The organism is Chromobacterium sp. LK11 (assembly GCF_001043705.1).
Taxonomy (GTDB): domain Bacteria; phylum Pseudomonadota; class Gammaproteobacteria; order Burkholderiales; family Chromobacteriaceae; genus Chromobacterium; species Chromobacterium alkanivorans.
Genome location: NZ_LDUR01000016.1, coordinates 325,126 through 345,814, shown reverse-complemented (window position 1 = coordinate 345,814; position 20,689 = coordinate 325,126). Strand labels below are relative to the sequence as shown.

General features: G+C 65.1%; 13 protein-coding genes, 3 tRNA genes and 1 CRISPR repeat array. Of the genes, 10 read left to right on the top strand and 6 right to left on the bottom strand.

Annotated features, from left to right (window positions below):
* Positions 1-86 precede the first annotated feature (86 nt).
* Positions 87-566 carry a DUF1203 domain-containing protein gene (locus VK98_RS12285; protein WP_048414292.1) on the top strand — a complete coding sequence of 160 codons (480 nt, stop codon included), beginning with the start codon at positions 87-89 and terminating at the stop codon, positions 564-566.
* Between the two features lie 183 nt (positions 567-749).
* Here the strand turns inward: VK98_RS12285 and VK98_RS12280 are convergent, their stop codons facing one another.
* Complete coding sequence (locus VK98_RS12280) at positions 750-4,634, bottom strand: non-ribosomal peptide synthetase (protein WP_048414291.1); 3,885 nt, start codon at positions 4,632-4,634, stop codon at positions 750-752.
* A 611-nt stretch (positions 4,635-5,245) separates the two neighbouring features.
* On the opposite strand from VK98_RS12280, the gene csy1 reads away from it, so the two are divergent.
* The 8 genes from csy1 (at position 5,246) to VK98_RS12240 (ending at position 14,699) form a co-directional block, all read left to right on the top strand.
* Positions 5,246-6,589, top strand: coding sequence for a type I-F CRISPR-associated protein Csy1 (gene csy1, locus VK98_RS12275; protein WP_048414290.1), 1,344 nt, complete (start codon positions 5,246-5,248; stop codon positions 6,587-6,589).
* On the top strand, positions 6,586-7,584 hold the full coding sequence (gene csy2, locus VK98_RS12270) for a type I-F CRISPR-associated protein Csy2 (RefSeq protein WP_048414289.1): 999 nt from the start codon (positions 6,586-6,588) through the stop codon (positions 7,582-7,584). The genes csy1 and csy2 overlap by 4 nt, the downstream gene beginning before the upstream one ends.
* Before the next feature lie 12 nt (positions 7,585-7,596).
* Positions 7,597-8,634 (top strand): type I-F CRISPR-associated protein Csy3, encoded by a 1,038-nt coding sequence (gene csy3 / locus VK98_RS12265; RefSeq protein WP_048414288.1) that lies wholly within the window; start codon positions 7,597-7,599, stop codon positions 8,632-8,634.
* A gap of 3 nt (positions 8,635-8,637) precedes the next feature.
* Positions 8,638-9,195: a type I-F CRISPR-associated endoribonuclease Cas6/Csy4 gene (gene cas6f, locus VK98_RS12260; protein ID WP_048414287.1), complete on the top strand. Its 558-nt coding sequence runs from the start codon at positions 8,638-8,640 to the stop codon at positions 9,193-9,195.
* Positions 9,196-9,324: 129 nt separating this feature from the next.
* Positions 9,325-10,134: direct repeats of the CRISPR family, unit length 28 nt; unit sequence GTTCTCTGCCGGATGGGCAGCTTAGAAA.
* A 114-nt stretch (positions 10,135-10,248) separates the two neighbouring features.
* Entirely contained in the window at positions 10,249-10,494 is a 246-nt protein-coding gene (locus tag VK98_RS12255; protein ID WP_048414286.1) for a type II toxin-antitoxin system Phd/YefM family antitoxin, read from the top strand.
* Positions 10,484-10,771 carry a type II toxin-antitoxin system RelE/ParE family toxin gene (locus VK98_RS12250; RefSeq protein WP_048414285.1) on the top strand — a complete coding sequence of 96 codons (288 nt, stop codon included), beginning with the start codon at positions 10,484-10,486 and terminating at the stop codon, positions 10,769-10,771. The genes VK98_RS12255 and VK98_RS12250 overlap by 11 nt, the downstream gene beginning before the upstream one ends.
* A 210-nt stretch (positions 10,772-10,981) precedes the next feature.
* Positions 10,982-13,660, top strand: coding sequence for a TonB-dependent siderophore receptor (locus VK98_RS12245; protein WP_048414284.1), 2,679 nt, complete (start codon positions 10,982-10,984; stop codon positions 13,658-13,660).
* A gap of 79 nt (positions 13,661-13,739) precedes the next feature.
* Positions 13,740-14,699 carry a bifunctional helix-turn-helix transcriptional regulator/GNAT family N-acetyltransferase gene (locus VK98_RS12240; protein ID WP_048414283.1) on the top strand — a complete coding sequence of 320 codons (960 nt, stop codon included), beginning with the start codon at positions 13,740-13,742 and terminating at the stop codon, positions 14,697-14,699.
* A 71-nt stretch (positions 14,700-14,770) separates the two neighbouring features.
* On the opposite strand, the gene VK98_RS12235 is transcribed toward VK98_RS12240, so the two are convergent.
* From VK98_RS12235 to fdhD, 5 genes are all read right to left on the bottom strand, one after another.
* Positions 14,771-14,845 (bottom strand) — tRNA-Glu (locus tag VK98_RS12235).
* Between the two features lie 6 nt (positions 14,846-14,851).
* Positions 14,852-14,928, bottom strand: a tRNA-Arg gene (locus tag VK98_RS12230).
* Positions 14,929-14,934: 6 nt separating this feature from the next.
* Positions 14,935-15,028 (bottom strand) — tRNA-Ser (locus tag VK98_RS12225).
* Positions 15,029-15,089: 61 nt separating this feature from the next.
* The gene (locus tag VK98_RS12220; RefSeq protein WP_048414282.1) at positions 15,090-16,316 is read right to left on the bottom strand and encodes an aspartate kinase; all 1,227 of its coding nucleotides are present in this window, start codon (positions 16,314-16,316) and stop codon (positions 15,090-15,092) included.
* Between the two features lie 356 nt (positions 16,317-16,672).
* Positions 16,673-17,488 (bottom strand): formate dehydrogenase accessory sulfurtransferase FdhD, encoded by an 816-nt coding sequence (gene fdhD, locus VK98_RS12215; protein WP_082158947.1) that lies wholly within the window; start codon positions 17,486-17,488, stop codon positions 16,673-16,675.
* 135 nt (positions 17,489-17,623) lie between these two features.
* On the opposite strand from fdhD, the gene fdnG reads away from it, so the two are divergent.
* A complete protein-coding gene (gene fdnG / locus VK98_RS12205) occupies positions 17,624-20,680 on the top strand; it encodes a formate dehydrogenase-N subunit alpha (protein WP_082158945.1) in 3,057 nt (1,018 codons plus the stop codon).
* Positions 20,681-20,689: the final 9 nt, after the last annotated feature.

Sequence of the window (20,689 nt, the reverse complement as noted above, 5' to 3'; positions counted from 1 at the left end):
GAAAGCGAGCGCAGCAAGAATCGGGTCGCCCACAGGGTCGCGCCGCCATAGACTTCGGACATTTCAATAATGCGAAGGAGAACGGCATGGCTTGGCAACTGGAAACCCTGGACCCGGCTTTCGTCGAACGGGCGCGACACAAAGGGATAGACGCGCAGGGCCAAGCCGTGCGGCGGATGACGGCCGCCGGCGGCGAACCTTTCCGCGACGCGCTGCGCCGCGCCATCCCGGGAGAGGAACTGATTCTGGCGAGCTACAGCCCATTCCACCAAGTCGGGCCATACCGCGAATATGGGCCGGTTTTCCTGGCGGCAGGGCCACAGCCAGAGCCCCCGCCCGAACTGACATCAATACTGCGCCGTGTCGGCAGCAATCCCTACCTCGGCGACCATGTGGCGCTGCGCGCTTACGACACCGAACAGACCATGCTGGAAGCCGTGCTGCTGCCAACGCATGAGGTAGAGACGGCACTGGCGCGCTGGGAGGCGCGACCAGATATCGCTTTCGCGATGCTGCGTTTCCCCGCGCATGGCTGCTATGCCCTGCGGCTGAACCGGCACGGGTGAATGAAGCCCATATTATTTAACGCCGTATTGATCCCTACCCCGCTAAAGCGGGGAACATCTATGGCAAATTCACCGCGCGATAGGCCGTCTAAAAAACCAATCCGTACAGAACAACAAACGCTCAAAAAGCAAAAACGCCGCTCCCCCCAAGGTGAACGGCGTTTTTCCTAAAACCGGCGCGGCTCAAGCCAAACGCCGCGCCAACTCCTCGCCTATCCGCCGCATCGGCTCCGGGTCGCTCATGCCGAAGTGATCGCAGTCCAGCTCCACGCATTCCAGCTTGCCGCCGAGGAAGGGCTGCCAATCTTCCGGCTTGGGCGCGTCTTCCGGGTGAACGCCGGCGCGGAACAGCAGCAAGTCGCCGTCGTAACGCGGGGTTTGGCTATCGCGGAACAATTGCATGCCGTGCAGCGAGGCCTCGCCCAGCCGCTCCAGCGCGGCGCGGCCCAGCGGCGCCAGCGGGCTGCCGGGGCGCAGCAGGCGTTGGTAGATCGCCTCATTGTCCAGCGGCTGGCCGTTCTCGTCGGCGTCCACTTCGCCGTTGACGCTGAGCACCGTCACCAGCGCGTCGTGCAATGTCGGCTGCGGCCGGCCCTGCCAACTGGCGGTGGGATAACTGTCCATCATCGCCGCCAGTTCCACGGTTTCGCCGGCGGCGCGCAGCTGCGCCGCCATCGCCTGCGCCAGCCCGCCGCCCAGCGACCAGCCCAGCAAGCGGTACGGACCTTGCGGCTGGACCTCGCGCACGCGGGCCACGTAGTCCGCCACCATCGCGTCGAAGCTGGCCGGCTTGTCGCCGGTGATGCCGCTGGCCTGCAGGCCGTAGATGGCCACGCCGGGCAGGTGCTTGGCCAGGCCCAGATAGCACCAGGACAGACCTTCCGCCGGGTGCAGGCAGAACAGCGCCGGCAGCGCGCCGGGCTGGATGGTCAGCAGCGGCGCGAACTCCTGACCCTCGCTGGCTGACGGCGGCCGATGCGCGGCGGGCGCGCTCAGCGCCTGCGCCAGCGCCGCCACCGTGCTGTGGCTGAACAACGCGGACACCGCCACTTCGCGGTTCAGACGCTGCGCCAGCCGGTTGGCCACCTGGATGGCTTGCAGCGATTTGCCGCCCAGTTCGAAGAAGTTGGCGTGGCGGCTGGGCGGGGTCACGCCCAGCACCTGCTGCCACACCTCCATCACCTGGCGTTCCAGCGGGCTGGCGTCGTCCGCGGCGGCCGGCGCTTGCGCTTCGATGCCGGCGGCCAGTTGCTTGCGGTCTATCTTGCCGTTGACGTTGCGCGGCAGGCTGTCCAGCCAGCGCCAGTGATCCGGGATCGCCGCCGCCGGCAACACCTCGGCCAGGCGCGAGCGCAGCGTCGCCGGCTCGGTCTCGCCGCCGCTGAGGAAGGCGGCCAGCGTATAGCCGCCGCCGGCCAGCGGCAGGCCCACCACCGCGGCCTCGCGCACGTCCGGGCAGGCCAGTAGCGCGTTTTCGATTTCGGCCGGGTCGATGCGCAGGCCGCTGATCTTCATTTCATGGTCCAGCCGGCCCAGGAAGCGCAGCTGGCCGTCGCTCAGGCGCGCGCGGTCGCCGGTGCGGTAGGCGCGCGGCGCGCCGGGCAAGGCGTCCAGCATGACGAAGCGGCGCGCGGTCAGCTCTTCGCGGTCCAGGTAGCCGATGGCCAGCGCCTCGCCCAGCAGGCACAGCTCGCCGTCCTCGCCCTGCGCCACCGGCTGCAGGCGCTCGTCCACGATGGCGGCGCGCACGCCGGGGCGCGGCAGGCCGATGGGCACGCTGTCGCCGCCGTCCCACACCGCGCCGGGGCCGGACAGGATGGCGCTGGTGGCGATGATGGAGGCCTCGGTGGGCCCATAGCTGTTGAGCAGCACGCTATTGGGCAACAGGGCCTGCCAGCGGCCGGCGCGTTCCGGCAGCGCGGCTTCGCCGCCGATGATGGTCAGCCGTACGCTGGCCAGTTGCGCGGCCAGTTCCGGCTGCATGGCGAAGGCCAACTCGTGCCAGAAGGCGGTGGGCAGGTCCAGCACGCTGATGCGCTGGCGCGCCACCGCGGCGGCGAAGGCCGGCATCGATTCCAGCATCGCGTCGGTGCGCAGCACCAGAGTGCCGCCGTGGCACAGCGCCAGGAAGATTTCCTCGATGCTGGCGTCAAAATGCAGCGGCGCGAATTGCAGGATGCGTTCGTCCGCGCCGATGCGGTAAAGCTGGCCGGCGCTGCTGACGAACTGGGCCAGCGCGCCGTGGCTGACCAGCACGCCGTTGGGCTTGCCGGTGGAGCCGGAGGTGTACAGCACATAGGCGGCCTGGCCGGCTTCCGGCGCCGGGTCCGCGGCGGCCAGCGCGTCCTGTTGCGGCGGCTGGTCCAAGCACAGCGCCGGCACCTCGCCCAGCAGCGGACGCCAGGCGCTCAGGGTGACGGCCAACCGCGGCCGCGCGTCGTCCAGCACCATGGCCAGCCGCGTGGGCGGGCCGTGCGGGTCCAGCGGCACATAGCAACCGCCGGCCCACAGCGTGGCCAGGATGGCGACGATGGCTTCCGGGCTGCGCGGCAGCACGATGGCCACCCGCTCCTCCGCCTGCAGGCCGGCGGCTTGCAGACGGCCGGCCAGTTGCAGCACGCGCTGCAATAGCTCGCGGTAGGACAGGCGCTCGCCGTCCTGCTCCAGCGCCGTCGCGTCCGGCCGCGCGGCGGCGGCGGCGCGGATCAGGCTCAGCACCTCCCGCGGCTCGCGCTCCAGCGCCGGGCCGTCCAGCACGCTCAGCGGCGGCAGCTCCGGCAACAGCTCGCTCAGCGCGGCTTCCGGCGCGCGGCCGGCCCAGGCGTCCAGCCAGGCCAGCAAATCGTCGCGCAAACCGTCCAGCTCCGCCTGCGGGTAAGCGTTGGGGTTGGCCTCCAGGCACAGCCGCCATTCGGTGTTCAACAGACTGAAATTGATCGACACATCCTCCACCGGGCCAGAGCCCAGCGGCAGCACTCGGCTGTCCAGGCCGGCGAACGGCGCGCGGCGGTCGAAAGGCATCAGGTTCACCACCGCGCCGAACAAGCGCTGCTGGCCGCCGACGCGCGCCAGATCGCCGCGCAGCTGCTCGTAGCGATAGCGCTGATGCGGCCGGATCGCGCGCAGGCTGTCCGCCAGCTGGCGGCTCAGCTCCGCCGCGCCCAGCTCTTCGTCCAGCCGCAGGCTCAGCGGCGCGATATTCATCGCCATGCACGGCACCGCCAGCGCCGGCGTGCCCAGGCGGTTCATCACCGGCAGGCCCAGGGCCAGCGCGCGGCGGCCGCTGCGCTTGGCCAGCCAGGCGCCCACCGCCGCCAGCAGCCAGGCGCCCCAGTCCACGCCGTGCTGTTTGGCCGAAGCCTGCCAGGCGGCGATCTGCGCCGGGCTCAGCCATTGCTCGGCCTTGTTCACCCCGTCCGCCAGCAAGGCGGCGGGCGCCAGCGTGCTGGCCGCCGGCTGCCGGCCCTGGCGCTGCAACCAGAAGTCGCGGTCCTGCGCGCAGGCCTCGCTGGCCTGATAGTCGTGATCGGCAGCGACGATCTTGTCCAGCGACCAATCCGCCAGCGGCGGCAAGGCCTGCTGTTTGACGCGGGCGCTGTAGCGCGCCGCCAGCGCCTGGCTCAGCAAGCCGTAGGCGAAACCGTCCAGCGCGATATGGTGGGTTTGCAGATACCACCAGTGCCGCTCCGGCCCCAGCTTCAGCACCGCGCCCAGATAGAGCGCGTCCCGCGCCGGATCGCATGGCCGCGTCAGCGTCTGGGCCACCCAGGCCCGCGCCGCCGCTTCCGGCTCCGCCTCCGCGCTGAAGTCCAGGCAGGGTATCTCCGCCTGCGCGGCCACCGGCTGCTGCCACAGCTGGTTGCCGTCAAACTCGAAGCGCATGTTCAGCGCCGCGCAATTGGCCAGCACCTCGGCGGCGCTGTCGCGCAAGGCGTCCAGATCCAGCGCGCCGCGCAGCTCGGTGGCTTCGGCGGTGAGGTAACTCGGGTTGTCCGGGGAGAGTTGCTGCCCCATCCAGATGCCGTGCTGCGCGGCGCTGACGGGGAGGCGAGAAGCGGTCAAAGTCATAAGAAGGCGTGCCGTTGCGGTTCCATGCCAGCGCGTATGATGCGTGGGCAGATCAAATGAGAGCAGCAATCTTACACTATAAATAGGAATGATTATCAATATTGGTTTGATTAGGCCTATCCCATCTCCAGCCGCATGCCTCCTCCAAAACACCAACCCTCCCCCCGCCTGATTCAAATCAAGTAAATCCAACCCACTGTCCATTCCAATACGATCCCGCCGCAGGCACACTGGCAGACGGCATGCCAGCCGAATGGACGTAAAAAAAGGCCAGTCGCTTGCGCGCTGGCCGGTCTGAGCTGCCTATCCGGCAGAGAACTGAAAAGAAAATTCGACTTCAATTATTTCTAAGCTGCCTTATCCGACAGTGGTATCGATGATACAGGCCCCTCCGGAAGGCAAATGTAAAGGTAAAATAGACTTTAATTAGGATACGAAATGCCGTACGATTGGCGCCGTGAGAGTGCGCCTGGCAGACCGGCCTCCCACCCCTATCCCTTGCAAAACAGGAGGATGCGCATGCAATGAAGCACCGAGCCAAGGCCCCGGCAGCCTAATAGCGCCGGGGCCGCGTTGCTGTTTGTTCCTGACTTTGTGATCCAAGGACAGCCATGCCCCCTACCCTCACGCCCCGCGCCACCGCACTACGCGCCTTGATCGCCGACTTCATCCGGCAACGGCGCGACGACAAGCTGGACAAGCTTGCTCCCGACGACGACGCCAAGCGCGAAGCGCTGCTGACCCAGCACCAGCCCGCCGCCTGGCTGGCGGACGCCGCCCGCCGCGCCGGCCAGCTGCAAGCCGCCACTCACACCCTTAAAGCCGTTCACCCGGACGCCCGCGGCAGCAATCTGTACGCGCCGCCCTCCACCCTGCCGGCACGCCGCGAAGTGGGCAGCCACTGCCTGGGCGCGGATTTTGCCGACGACGTGGTGGGCAACGCCGCCGCGCTGGATGTGTACAAGTTTCTGAAGCAACAGCACGACGGCCAAAGCCTGCTGGCCCTAGCCTTGGCGCAGGACGCCGACCTGGCCGCCGCGCTCAGCGACGACACCAAACAGGCGCAGGCCTGGATCGCCGCCTTCGCCGCGCTGACCGACGCCGGCGCGGACGCCGCCAGCCACAGCCGCGCCAAACAAGTGTATTGGCTGGTGGGTTACGAACCGGCCAAAGACGAGGACTACCACTTGCTGGCCCCGCTCTATCCCAGCGCGCTGGCGCAACGGCTGTATCAAACCATCCAGGAACACCGCTTCGGCGAAGCCGCCAAGGCCGCGCGTCAGGCCCGCCGCGAACAGCGCGATCATCCGCACGGCTATTGCGACTATCCGCAGCTGGCGGTGCAGAAGCTGGGCGGCACCAAGCCGCAGAATATTTCCCAGCTCAATAGCGAACGCAAGGGCAATAACTATCTGCTGGCTTCCCTGCCGCCGCAGTGGCGGAGCCTAGGCCTGAAACCGCCGCTCAATACCGAAGACGCGCTGCTGCGCTTTGGCCGCCGCAACGATGTGCGCCGGCTGGTCCGCCAGCTGCGCGCCTTTCTGGAAAACCAGCCGCCTCAAAACAAAGATGCCCAAGATCGTCGTGACGATCTGGGCAATGCGCTGCTGGAGGAACTGCTGCTGTTCGGCAAGGAAATGCATGAAGGCCTGCCGCCCGGCTGGAGCGCGGAAGCGCGCTGCCGGCTGCCGGAATACCAGCAGCTGTGGCTGGACCCCTGGCGCGCCGATGCGGACGCGGACTTTGCCGCGCGCTGGCACGGCGAGGACTGGCCGCTGGAAGTGGCCAAGCGCTTCGGCCGCTGGCTGAACCAGCAATTCGACGCCAGCCCGCTGGAAATGGGCGACGCGGAATTCCGCCACTGGGCGCGGGAGCTGGCCGGGGACCTGGGCTGGCAGGCCCAGCACGACCAAACCCGCCGCCAGCTGGCGGCCATGGCCAAGGAGCAAGCATGAGCACCCTGCCCGTGATCACCGGCCTGCTGAGCGTGCCCCGGCTGCGGGTGCAAAACGCCAACGCCATTTCCAGCCCCTTCACTTGGGGCTTTCCGGCCATCACCGCCTTCACCGGCCTGGCCCAGGCGCTGGAACGCAAGCTGGCCGGCAGCCTGGATTTGCAGTTCGAAGCGGTGGGCGTAGTTTGCCACCATTACCAGGCGCAAACCAGCGGCGCTTACACCCAGGGCTTCCACCTCAGCCGCAACCCGGTAGACAAGGACGGCAGCACCGCCGCCATCGTGGAGGAAGGCCGCATCCACCTGGACATCAGCCTGCTGTTCGGTCTCACCGGCGAAGCGCTGGCCGCGCCCAAGGAGCAGCTGCCGGCACTGGCGCTGCTAGTGGCGGACACCCTGCACGGCATGCGCATTGCCGGCGGCAGCGTGACGCCGCCGCTGCCCGGCCGTCGCCGTCCCGCGCCGCTGCTGATGACCTTGAACGAGGACGAGGCGACGCGGCGCGAAGAATTCCGCCAACTGCGGCGCAGCCTGCTGCCCGGCTTTGCGCTGGTATCGCGCGACGACTTGTTGCAAAGCCATCTGGCCGCGCTGCGCGCCAGCCAGCCACAGGCGGACGCCTTCGACGCCTGGCTGGACCTGTCCCGCATCAACCACGCGCCGCACTGGCAGGAACAAGCGGACCCGGCCGGCGGCGAACCGCGCCGCACGCTGGAATGGCGCAGCCAACGCGGCCACAGCCAGGGCTGGACCGTGCCGATGCCGGTGGGCTACGGCGCGCTGTCCCCGCTCTACCCGGCCGGCAGCGTGGCCAACGCCCGCGACATGCATACGCCGTTCCGCTTTGTGGAAAGCCTGTATTCGCTGGGCGAATGGGTCAGCCCGCACCGCTTGCACGATGTCAGCCAACTGCTGTGGTACGCCGATGACGACACCGCCAGCGGCTTGTACCGCTGCCGCAATGATTACGCCGCCACCTTGGACATAGAAGACTAGAAAGGAAGCCCCATGAGCACCGCACCGCTGAAAACCGCTACCGTATTGGCCTTTGAACGCAAGCTGGACCCGTCCGACGCCTTGTTTCACGCCGGCGACTGGCAACAGCGCGAACAGCATGCCGGCTGGGAGCCGGTCAGAGTCATCGAAAAATCCGTGCGCGGCACCATTTCCAACCGTCTGAAAACCAAGGACCAGGACCCGGCCAAGCTGGACGCGCAAATTGAAAACCCCAATCTGCAAACCGTGGACGTGGCCGCGCTGCCGCACCACGCGGACACCTTGAAAGTCAGCTTCACGCTGCGGGTGCTGGGCAATGTCGGCGCGCCGTCCGCCTGCAACGACAGCGCCTACCAAGCCAAGCTGCGCGCCACCGTGGCCGGCTATGTGCAGGCCCACGGCTTTGCCGAACTGGCGCGCCGCTACGCCTGCAACCTGGCCAATGGCCGCTTCCTGTGGCGCAACCGCGTGGGCGCGGAGCAGGTGGAGGTGCGGGTGGCGCTGCTGGAGCAAGGCCAGCCGGCGCAGCAATGGCAGTTCGACGCGCTGGCGCTGTCCCTGCGCCACTTCGACCCCGGCAGCCAGGCCGCCGCGCTGGAGCAGCTGGCCGCCGCCATCGCCGCCGGCCTGGCCGGCCAGCGCCATCTGCTGTTGCAAGTCACCGCCTTTGCGCGGCTGGGCGCCGGCCAGGAGGTGTTCCCGTCGCAGGAGCTGATCCTGGACCGCGGCCGCGGCGACAAGAGCAAGACCTTGTACGCCATCGAGCAAGGCGCGCTGAAAATCGCCGCCATCCACTCGCAGAAGCTGGGCAACGCCATCCGCACCATTGACGATTGGCACCCGGAAGCCGAGCAGCTCGGCCCCATCGCGGTGGAGCCCTACGGCTCGGTCACCACGCTGGGCAAGGCCTGCCGCCAGCCCAAGGCCAAGTCCGATTTCTACACCCTGCTGGACAACTGGGTGCTGAAAGACCAGGCCCCAACGGCGCATGATCAGCACTTTGTGCTGGCCACGCTGATCCGCGGCGGCGTGTTCGGCGCGGCGGAGTAAGCCATGGATCATTACCTGGACATCCGGCTGCGTCCGGACCCGGAGTTTGCGCCCACGCTGTTGATGAACGCGCTGTTCGCCAAACTACACCGCGCGCTGAGCGAGCAAGGCCGCGACGACATCGGCGTCAGCTTCCCGCGCGCGGCCCCAACCGCCGCGCTGGGCGACACCCTGCGCCTGCACGGCGGTCACGCCGCCTTGCAGCGGCTGATGGCCGGCGACTGGCTCAGCGGCATGCGCGACCACATCGCGCTGGCCGCCATCCAGCCGGTGCCGCCGCAGGCGGAGGCCTGGCAGGTACGGCGCAAACAGGCCAAGACCAATCCGGACAAGGAACGCCGCCGGCTGGTGCGGCGGCTGGGCATCAGCGCGGAAGAAGCCGCGCAGCGCTTCCCGGACAGCGCCGCCCGCCGGCTGGCTCTGCCCTTCCTCACCCTCAACAGCGCCAGCACCGGCCAGCGCTATCAGCTGCACATCGAGCAACGCCCGGCCCCGGCCACCCACGGCGGCCGCTTCAACGCCTTCGGCCTCAGCCCCGACGCCACCGTGCCGTGGTTCTAACCCTTTTTTCCAAGCCCCGCCGCCAAGCCTGTTAAATCAAGGGCTTGGCGCGGGGTGGGATAAAAGGGTTTTTATTGGGGAAAGTGACGCTTTCCCCCGCTGGCGCGGGTTTGCGGGGGAAAGGCTCTAGTTCTCTGCCGGATGGGCAGCTTAGAAATGGCGCCGGCCGGCGAGGGCCAGAAAACGCTAGTTCTCTGCCGGATGGGCAGCTTAGAAAATAGCGGAAGGCTTCGCGCCGGGGCATGACGCGTTCTCTGCCGGATGGGCAGCTTAGAAATAGTTACGATGTATTCCACAGCAGAAATAAGCGTTCTCTGCCGGATGGGCAGCTTAGAAAAGGGTGAATTCGATGGCTTCGGTGAACAGGTTGTTCTCTGCCGGATGGGCAGCTTAGAAAATTGTGACTCAGTACCATCTGCATTCTTAGTAGTTCTCTGCCGGATGGGCAGCTTAGAAAAGTCCGGCATGCGCTAAACCCAGAACTGGACATGTTCTCTGCCGGATGGGCAGCTTAGAAAGTGAAGGCTATGCGGTGTGCCGGCGGCGGCGCGTTCTCTGCCGGATGGGCAGCTTAGAAATGGTATCTCGACCTGCTGATGCATGTGCCGTCGTTCTCTGCCGGATGGGCAGCTTAGAAATCGCAGTTGAGCGTCCATTGGAAATTGCCGGCGTTCTCTGCCGGATGGGCAGCTTAGAAACGCAAAAAAGTGGAGGCATGTTTTACCGCCTTGTTCTCTGCCGGATGGGCAGCTTAGAAATCGCCGGCCAATCCTATCGCGTTCCGCTGCGCGTTCTCTGCCGGATGGGCAGCTTAGAAAATGTCCGCCGCCGACCTCTGGGACGACCGCGGGGTTCTCTGCCGGATGGGCAGCTTAGAAAGCACCGATGATCTCGCCGCGGAGGCCAGACAAGTTCTCTGCCGGATGGGCAGCTTAGAAAGCTCAAGAGGTGAGTGGGGCCTGCCGGCTCTAGTTCACTGCCGGACAGGTAGTTCTCCACAACAAAATCAATGCTATATTAGGCATCTAAATTGACATTGACTAGGGAGAAATTATGGACTTGGTACTTGCCGATGTGGCCGTCAGCGTCACCGAGCTCAAGCGCAATTTTGCCGGCATCATGCGCGAGGCCGCAGGGCATCCGGTGGTGATCCTGAATCACAACCGCCCAGAGGCCTATCTTGTCCCTGCCGCCCAGTACGAACGCATGATGAGCCTGCTTGAAGACATTGAGGACACAAAGCTGGTGCTGGAACGTCGGCAGCAGCCCACCGTCAAGGTGGACCTGGATGAGCTATGAAATTGTTTTCCGGGTGGATGCGGAGAAGGAATGGCGAAAGTTGGACCCATCAATCCGACAGCAGTTTGCCAAGAAACTGAGAGAACGAGCCGAGCATCCGCACAACCCTGCCGCCAAGCTGCATGGCCTGGAAGGCTGCTACAAGATCAAGCTGCGCCAGACCGGATACCGGCTGGTTTATGAGGTGGACGACGGCAAAATCATCATCATCGTGGTGGCTATCGGACATCGCGACAAGAACCAAGCCTACCAAAAAGCCAAAGCGCGCCAGGGCTGAGCCGACGCAAGCCCGCGACAGCTGCACCCGCTGTCCTCATAGCCCCGCACCCTGCCCCTCCTCCCCAACTCCCGCCTCCCGCAATCCTTCCAATCGCATTATTCTAAATTTGAATAATAATCTAATTTTCCAGATTTTTAACATATATGCAATCGTGCTAGATTTTGTTTTCCAAAATCAAGAAAGGGCCGGCTCAGCCGGCGTTCCGCGATGGCATATCCACATTTCACTCTCTCCGCGCTGGCGCTGGCCTTGGCAGGGCAAGCCTTGCCGGCGCTGGCCGACAGCGGCAACACGCTGGACAGCGTCACCGTCACCGGTTCGCGCATTGCGCGCGCCGGCAAGGAAGGCGCCACCGGGGTCACGGTGCTGACCGGCGCCGATATCGAAAAACAGGGCTACACCAATGTCTACGACGCGCTGAACAATCTGGCGCAGAACACCGGCTTCACCCAGGGCGCGGACTTCGGCAACACCTTCACCCCGGCCGCCAACGCCATCAGCCTGCGCGGGCTGGGGCCCAACCACACGCTGACCTTGCTCAACGGCCGCCGCATCGCCGATTACCCGGTGGCTTACGAAGGCTCGGTCAACTTCGTCAATCTGGCCAATATCCCGGCGGCGATGATTGAGCGCATCGAGGTGCTCAACGGAGGCGCGTCGGCGATTTACGGCTCCGACGCCATCGCTGGCGTGGTCAACGTGATTCTGAAGAAGAAGGCCGACGGCGTAACGGTCAACGTCAAGGCCGGCGCCAGCGAGCATCACGGCGGCGAAAACCTGCGCCTGCAGCTGAGCGGCGGCAAAAGCTGGGACAAGCTGAACCTGGTCTACGCGCTGGAATTGAGCCAACGCAACCCGATCTGGTCGCGCCAGCGCGGCTTCATGGCGGACAACACCGTCAACGGCGCGGCGCCCACCACGGTGTGGTCGCAGAAGGATGTGAAGACCGGCAAGTTCATCGATCCCGGCGCGGCTTGCGGCGAGCTGGGCGGCTTGTACGCCGGCAGCGTGCGCGCCTACCGCACCAGCAAGACCAATGTTTGCGCCAGCCCGCTGGCCAAGGCCTCGTACTGGACGGTGCAGACCGCCAACCAGAGTCAGAACGGCTATCTGAGCCTGAATTACGCGCTTAACGATCATCTGGAGCTGTTTGGTGACGCGCTGCTGGCCTTCAACCACAGCGAGAACAATACCCGCGGCCCCAGCTGGACCTCGGCCGGCGGCAACGGCGGCTATTTCCTCAACCAGAACAGCGGCCGCTACGAGGCCTGGAGCCGGCTGCTGTCGCCGGAGGAGATGGGCGGCGCCAGCCGTTACAACCGCAAATGGGACGATGTGGCGGCCAACCTGACCTTCGGCCTGCGCGGCGCGGTGCCGGACAGCAGCTGGAGTTACGAAGCCGCTTACAACGCGTCGATCTACACCAGCCAGAACATCGCGCCGCGGCTGCTGGCCAATGCGGACAGCTTTTTCCTGGGCCAGCAGCAGGGCGTGGACGCCAAGGGGGTGCCGATTTACGCGCCGTCGGCCGGGCCGTTCAACCGCCGGCTGAGCCAGGCGGAGTTCGACAGCATCGCCGGGCGCTCGGTGAGCCAGAACAAGTCCTGGCTGCAGGCGCTGAGCCTGAGCGGCAGCGGCGAGTTGTTCAAGCTGCCGGCCGGCGCGGTGAAGCTGGCCGGCACGCTGGAATGGGGCAGCCAGGGCTTCAGCAACGATCCGGACCCACTGATCAATCAGGGCGCTTTCTACAATACCTCGCCGGCCGCGCACGCCGGCGGCACCCGCTCGCGCCAGGCGGCGGGCGGCGAGCTGTACATCCCGGTGTTCAAGCAGCTGAACCTGACGCTGTCCGGCCGCTACGACCGCTACCAGCTGCCGGACAGCAGCGCCGGCAAGTTCACTTACGGCGCCGGCCTGGAGTTCCGGCCGCTGAACACGCTGCTGCTGCGCGGCAGTTACGCCACCAGCTTCCGCGCGCCGGACATGAATTACCTGTTCCTGACCCAGAGCCGCGGCTATTACTCGTCCAGCACCGATTACTGGCGTTGCGCCCAGGCCGGCCAGCCGCTGGCCAGCTGCGACTATAAGAGCATGTCGCCGGGCGCGGATTACGTGAAGAACGGCAACGCCGAACTGAAACCGGAAAACGGCAAGTCCTACGGCTTCGGCTTTGTGTGGTCGCCCAGCAGCAGCGCGGATATTTCGGTGGATTACTGGGACATCGCCATCAACGATCTGGTCACCGACCTGAGCGGCGACAAGCTGTTGCGCGACGAGGCGCTGTGCCGCGCCGGCATGTTGGACGCGTCGTCCCAGCTGTGCCAGGACACGCTGCGCCGAGTGCAGCGCAATCCCGACAGCGCGCTGATCAACCCGGGCGCGGTCAAGCAGATCGTGGTCAACCCGATCAACGCCGCCAGCGAGCGCACCAGCGGTTTCGACATCGCCGGCAAGCTGCGCTGGAGAACCGCCAACTGGGGCGGCTTCCTGCTGAAAGCCAATTACACCAAGGTGTTGAAGCACACTTACCAGCAGTTTGCCGGCGACGCGGAAAAGAATATGTTGAACGACCCGGAAAACACCGATTGGCCGGACAAGCTGGACACCAGCCTGACCTGGGACATCGGCCCGTGGTCGTCCACCGTGCTGCTGACCCGCTACGGCAAGATCCCCAAGGCGGATGGCACCGGCAATCTGACGCCCACGGTGCTGGCCAATTTCAGCACCCAGTACCAGTGGAACAAGCAGACTTCGGTGGGGCTCATCGTCAACAATGTGCTGGACACCATCAAGCGCGACGACACCAGCGGCTGGCCCTATTACCCGGTGGGCAGCTATCTGCCCTACGGCCGCCAATGGTGGGTGGAGTTGAACCACAAGTTCTGAACGGCTGGCGCGCTCGCCATTAGTTGTAATAAGCAACCATATGGTTGTATCTTACAACTACCACCACAGGAGAGCGCGCATGAACCCCACCCAGCCGCAGCAGCTTGTCATCGACCAGATCCGCTCCGCGTCGCGGCGCATCGTGCGCGAACTGGGCTTCATGCGCAGCACCCTGGCCATGAGCCGGCACTCCGCTTCCGCCGTGCACGCGGTGGTGGAGATCGGCCTGGCCGGCAGCTTGTCCGCCAGCCAATTGGCGGACAAGCTGCAGCTGGAGAAATCCACGGTCAGCCGGCTGGTACGCAAGCTGACGCAGGGCGGCGAACTGCTGGAGCAGGCCAGCCCCAGCGACGGCCGGGCCAAGCTGCTGGCCTTGAGCCCGTCCGGCCAGCGGCTGTTTGCGCAGTTGCAGGATTACGGCCGCGGCCAGGTGGGCGCCGCCCTCCTCCATCTTTCGGCGGAACAGCAGCGGCAAGTGGAACAGGGCCTGGATTGCTATGCGGCGGCGCTGGAAGCCAGACGCGCCGAACACGCTCCGCCGGCCGCGGCCCCCATCGCCATTGAAACCGGTTACCGCAGCGGCGCGCTGGGCAGCATTGTCTCCATGCATGCGCGCTATTACCACGCCCACGCCGGTTTCGGCGCTTTCTTCGAACGGCAGGTGGCCACCGGCCTGGCCGACTTCCTCGGCCGCCTGAGCCAGCCCGGCAATCAGCTGTGGCTGGCCATCCGCGACGGCCGCGTTATCGGTTCGCTGGTGATTGCGGCGGAGCCGGGCACGCCGGGGCAGGCGCAACTGCGCTGGTTCATCCTGGACGAGGAGGCGCGCGGCAGCGGCCTGGGCCGCCGCATGATGGAACAGGCGATGGCGTTTTGCGATCAGCAGCGCTTCGCCGTCCGGCTGTGGACCTTTCAGGGCTTGCTGGCGGCGCGGCATTTGTACGAGGCTTTCGGCTTTGTCTTGAGCGAGGAGCGCGCGGGAGCGCGTTGGGGAGAACAGGTGGTGGAGCAGTGTTTTACGCGGCCCGCCAAAAGCTAAGCGCTTGAACGCGGCCGTGCGCCGCGGCAATGCAAAAAGCCCACCGCTTGCGCGATGGGCTTTTCTGAATCTGGCGTCCCCACGGGGAATCGAACCCCGGCTACCGCCGTGAAAGGGCGGTGTTCTAACCGCTAAACTATAGGGACAGCAAGTGGCGCACCCGGAGCGATTCGAACGCCCGACCCTCTGGTTCGTAGCCAGATACTCTATCCAACTGAGCTACGGGTGCGCTGACTGGCGGAGAAAGAGGGATTCGAACCCTCGATACAGGTTTAAGCCCGTATGCTTCCTTAGCAGGGAAGTGCCTTCGACCACTCGGCCATTTCTCCGTTCAGAGAGCGCCATATTAATTAGCGCTGCGCCCCCTGTCAAGCGTGAATCCGAAATTATTTACGCCGGCTGGTCCAGTCCGAAAACTTTATGCAAAACGCGAACCGCCAGCTCCAGGTACTTCTCGTCCAGCAGCACCGACACCTTGATTTCCGAGGTGGAGATCATCTGGATGTTGATGCCCTCTTCCGCCAGGGTGCGGAACATGGTGGAGGCGATGCCGCAGTGCGAACGCATGCCCACGCCCACGATGGAGATCTTGGCCACCTTGTCGTCGGCGTCGATCTTGGCGGCGCCGATATGGGTCTGCACTTCGCGCAGGATGGTCAGCGCGCGCTGGAATTCGCCGCGCGGCACGGTGAAGGAGAAATCGGTCGCGCCGTTTTCGCCCACGTTCTGGATGATCATGTCCACTTCGATATTGGCATCGGCGATCGGCCCCAGAATCTGGTAGGCGATGCCAGGCTTGTCCGGCACGCCCTTGACGTTGATGCGCGCTTCGTTACGGTCAAATGCGATGCCTGCGACAACGGCCTTTTCCATGCTTTCATCTTCCTCATACGTAATCAGGGTGCCTTCGCCTTCGTCTTCGAAGCTGGAGAGCACGCGCAAACGAACCTTGTACTTGCCGGCGAACTCCACCGAGCGGATCTGCAGCACCTTGGAGCCCAAGGACGCCATTTCGATCATCTCCTCGAAAGTGACGGTCTTCAGGCGGCGCGCTTCCGGCACCACGCGCGGATCGGTGGTGTACACGCCGTCCACGTCGGTGTAGATCTGGCATTCGTCGGCCTTCAGCGCGGCGGCCAGCGCCACGGCGGAGGTGTCCGAGCCGCCGCGGCCCAGCGTGGTGATGTCGCCGTCCTCGTCCACGCCCTGGAAGCCGGCGACGATGACGACGCGGCCTTCATTGAGGTCGGAACGCATCGCGGCATCGTCGATATCCTGAATGCGGGCCTTGGTGTGGGCGTTGTCGGTGACCAGCTTCACCTGCCAGCCGCAGTAGCTCTTGGCCGGCACGCCGATTTCCTTCAGCGCCATGGCCAGCAGGCCGATGGTGACTTGCTCGCCGGTGGACACCACCACGTCCAGCTCGCGCGGGTCCGGATAGTCCTGAATCTCCTTTGCCAGGGCGATGAGGCGGTTGGTTTCGCCGCTCATGGCGGACACCACCACCACGACATCATGTCCCTGCGACTTCCACTTGGCGACACGGCGGGCAACGTTCTTGATCCGTTCGGTGGTTCCAACCGAAGTGCCGCCGTACTTTTGTACGATGAGTGCCATGCTTGTTTCTTATATTCGAAAGGGTTGAAATGTCGAGCTTCGATTCTGACCCCAACTTGCCAAGAATTGCAAGGCGGAATTCACCGCCGATGCTGCATCGCAAAACCCGCTGCCGGCCCCGGCCGGCGCAGCGCGGCGCAAGCTGCCGCGCTTGCGCCGCGTCCTGGCATCAATCCGTAGCAGCTATGCCGTTTGCCGGCAGATTGTTTCCTTAAATCCCGATTTACGATCTGCTACGCGTCGGCGATACCGCGTTGAAACCAACTTCGAAATGCTCATGCACCACCTCTACATTGCGCTTTCTCAGCTGTTTTCGCCTTGTCTCGCCTTAGCTCGCGAGATCGTAAGGATGCTCTTTAAGATTCCATGCGCAAACGTTCGGGACAGCTATACAGATTGGCGCGGCTGCGGCCGGCGAAGCCGATCAGGGTCAGGCCGTAGCGCGCGGCCATCTCCACCGCCAGCGAGGTGGGCGCGGACATCGCTATCAATATCTCGATGCCGGCGGCGGCGGCCTTCTGCGCCATTTCATAGCTGGCGCGGCTGGTGACCACGGCGGCGCCGTCGCGCCAGCCCTGGCGCGCGCGCGCGCCGATCAGCTTGTCCAGGGCCACGTGGCGGCCCACGTCCTCGCTGAGGTGCAAGAGTTCGCCCTGCGGCGTCACCCAGCCGGCGGCGTGGGCGCAGGCGGTGGCCTGGGACAGGCTTTGCGCTTGCTGCAAGGCAGGCAGGGCGCGCGCCAGCGCGTCCAGGCTGAAGCTTTGGGTGGCCGGCAAGGGCGGCAGCGGCCGGTGGATTTCCGCCAGCTGCTCCACGCCGCACAGCCCGCAGCCGGTGCGCCCGGCCAGCTGGCGGCGGCGCTCCTTCAAGGCCATGAAGCGGGCCGAGGCCAGCTCGATATGGACTTCCACGCCGCGCTCGCCCGGGAGGACGTCGACGCCGTAGATCTCGCCCGGATGGGCGACGATGCCCTCGGCCAGGCTGAAGCCCAGCGCGAAGTCTTCCAGCTCCTGCGGGCTGGCCATCATCACCACGTGGGACAGGCCGTTGTACACCAGCGCCACCGGCGTCTCCACCGCCACCCAGTCCCGCCTGGCCTGGGCGCCGCCGTCGCGGCAATCGACAATGTCTAGCTCAAGCGCCGCATGCTCCAGCGCTTCATCGTTTTTCATAGAATTTTGGCCTGTCATCGGCTGCAATAGTTTGTACTAATTGATACCTAGGGCGATAATAGATTTTCCGCTGTGAGTGAGCAATGCGCCCTTGGTGGGTCAAGGGCGCCAGGTTCATACCAAGGAGACAAACCCATGCAAGTCAGCAGACGGCAGTTTTTCAAGCTCTGCGCCGGCGGCATGGCAGGCACCACCATCGCGACCCTGGGCTTCATGCCCGAGACCGCGCTGGCCGACACGCGCAGCTATAAACTGATACGCGCGACGGAAACCCGGAATACCTGTCCATACTGTTCGGTGGGCTGTGGCATCTTGATGTACAGCCTGGGCGACGGCGCCAAGAACGCCAAAGCCGATATTTTCCACATTGAAGGCGATCCGGACCACCCGGTCAATCGCGGCGCGCTCTGTCCCAAGGGCGCCGGCCTGATCGACTTCATCCACAGCCCCAACCGCCTGCGCTACCCGGAAGTGCGCGAAGCGGGCTCCAACGAATACAAACGCATCAGCTGGGACGAGGCCTTCGAGCGCATCGCCGCCCACATGAAGCGCGACCGCGACGCCAACTTCGTCGAGAAGAACGCGGACGGCGTCACCGTCAACCGCTGGCTGACCACGGGCTTTCTGGCCGCTTCCGCGTCCAGCAACGAGGCCGGCTGGCTGACCCACAAATTCACCCGCAGCCTGGGGCTGCTGGCGGTCGACAACCAGGCGCGTGTATGACACGGACCAACGGTGGCAAGTCTTGCCCCAACATTTGGTCGCGGTGCCATGACGAACCATTGGGTCGACATCAAGAACGCCAACCTCATTGTCGTCATGGGCGGCAATGCGGCCGAGGCGCACCCGGTGGGTTTCCGCTGGGCGATTGAAGCCAAGACCCGCAACAAGGCGAAGCTGATCGTCATCGATCCGCGCTTCACCCGCACGGCTTCGGTGGCGGATTATTACGCCCCCATCCGCACCGGCACGGACATTGCGTTCCTGTCCGGCGTGATCCGCTACCTGCTGCAAACCGGCAAGTACAATAAGGAATACACGCTGGCCTACACCAATGCCGCGCTGTTGGTGAACCCGGACTTCAAGTTCGACGACGGCCTGTTCTCCGGCTACAACGCCGACAAGCACAGCTATGACAAGTCCACCTGGAGCTACCAGCTGGACGACAAGGGCATGGCCAAGCGCGACGACACCCTGTCCAACCCGCGCTGCGTGATCAATCTGATGCGCGAGCACGTGGCCCGCTATACGCCGGAAATGGTGGAAACCCTGTGCGGCACGCCCAAGGAAGCCTTCCTCAAGGTATGCGAATACCTGGCGGAAACCGGCGCCCACGACAAGACCACCTCCTTCCTGTACGCGCTGGGCTGGACGCAGCACTCCATCGGTTCGCAGAACATCCGCACCATGGCGATGATCCAGCTGCTGCTGGGCAATATGGGCATGGCCGGCGGCGGGGTCAACGCGCTGCGCGGCCACTCCAATATCCAGGGTCTGACCGATATCGGCCTGCTGTCCACCAGCCTGCCGGGCTATCTGAACATGCCGTCGGAGAAGGAGCCCACGCTGGAGAGCTATCTGGCCAAGTACACCAGCAAACCGCTGGCCGACGGGCAGATGAACTACTGGCAGAACTATCCCAAGTTCTTCGTCTCACTGATGAAGGCGATGTGGGGCGACAAGGCCACCGCCGACAACCAGTGGGGTTACGACTGGCTGCCCAAGTGGGACAAGAGCTACGACGTGCTGCAGTACTTCGAGCTGATGCACCAGGGCAAGATCAACGGCTACTTCTGCCAGGGCTTCAACCCGGTGCTGGCTTTCCCGGACAAGAACAAGGTGGTGTCCTCGCTCTCCAAGCTGAAGTACCTGGTGATCATGGACCCGCTGGCCACCGACACCTCCACTTTCTGGAAGAACCACGGCGAGCAAAACGACGTGAAAACCGCGGAAATCCAGACCGAGGTGTTCCGCCTGCCCACCACCTGTTTCGCCGAGGAAGACGGCGCGGTGGTCAACTCCGGCCGCTGGCTGCAATGGCACTGGAAAGGCGCGGACGCGCCGGGCGAAGCCATCACCGACGCGGAAATCCTCGCCGGCATCTTCACCCGGCTGAAGGCGCAGTACGCCAAGGAAGGCGGCAAGAACGCCGAGGCCATCATGAGCCTGTCCTGGGCTTACGGCAATCCGCACGAGCCCAAGCCGGAAGAGCTGGCCAAGGAGCTCAACGGCAAAGCGCTGGCGGACATCCCGGACCCGAAGAACCCCGGCCAGTTCCTGGCCAGGAAAGGCGAGCAGCTGTCCGGCTTCGCCTTGATGCAGGCGGACGGCAGCACCGCGTCCGGCTGTTGGATCTTCGCCGGCAGCTGGACCCAGGCCGGCAACCAGATGGCGCGCCGCGACAACAGCGACCCGTCCGGGCTGGGCAATACCCTGGGCTGGGCCTGGGCGTGGCCGGCCAACCGCCGCGTGCTGTACAACCGCGCTTCCTGTAAGCCGGACGGCACGCCGTGGGACAAGAAGCGGACGCTGATCAAGTGGAACGGCGAAAAGTGGGTGGGCGTGGACGTGCCTGACTTCAAGGCCGACGAGCCGCCCGGCAGCGCCATGGGCCCCTTCATCATGCAGGCCGAGGGCCTGGGGCGGCTGTTCGCGCTCGACAAGATGGCCGAAGGCCCGTTCCCCGAGCACTACGAGCCGTTCGAAACGCCGCTGGGCACCAACCCGCTGCATCCCAAGGTGGTGTCCAACCCGGCGGCGCGGGTGTTCGCGTCGGACCGCGAACAGATGGGCAAGCACGACGCCTTCCCGTACGCGGCCACCACTTACCGGCTGACCGAGCACTTCCACGGCTGGACCAAGCACGCGCGGCTGAACGCGATCGCCCAGCCGGAGCAGTTCGTGGAAATCGGCGAGGCGCTGGCCAAGGAGAAAGGCATCGCCCACGGCGACACGGTGAAAGTGTCGTCCAAGCGCGGCTACATCAAGGCCAAGGCGGTGGTGACCAAGCGCATCCGCGCGCTGCAGGTCAACGGCAAGACGGTGCACCAGATCGGGATTCCTATTCACTGGGGTTATGAAGGAGTGGCCAAGAAAGGCTTCAGCGCCAACACGCTGACGCCGTTTGTCGGCGACGCCAACACCCAGACCCCGGAATTCAAGTCCTTCCTGGTCAACGTCGAGAAAGTGTAAGGAGCGACC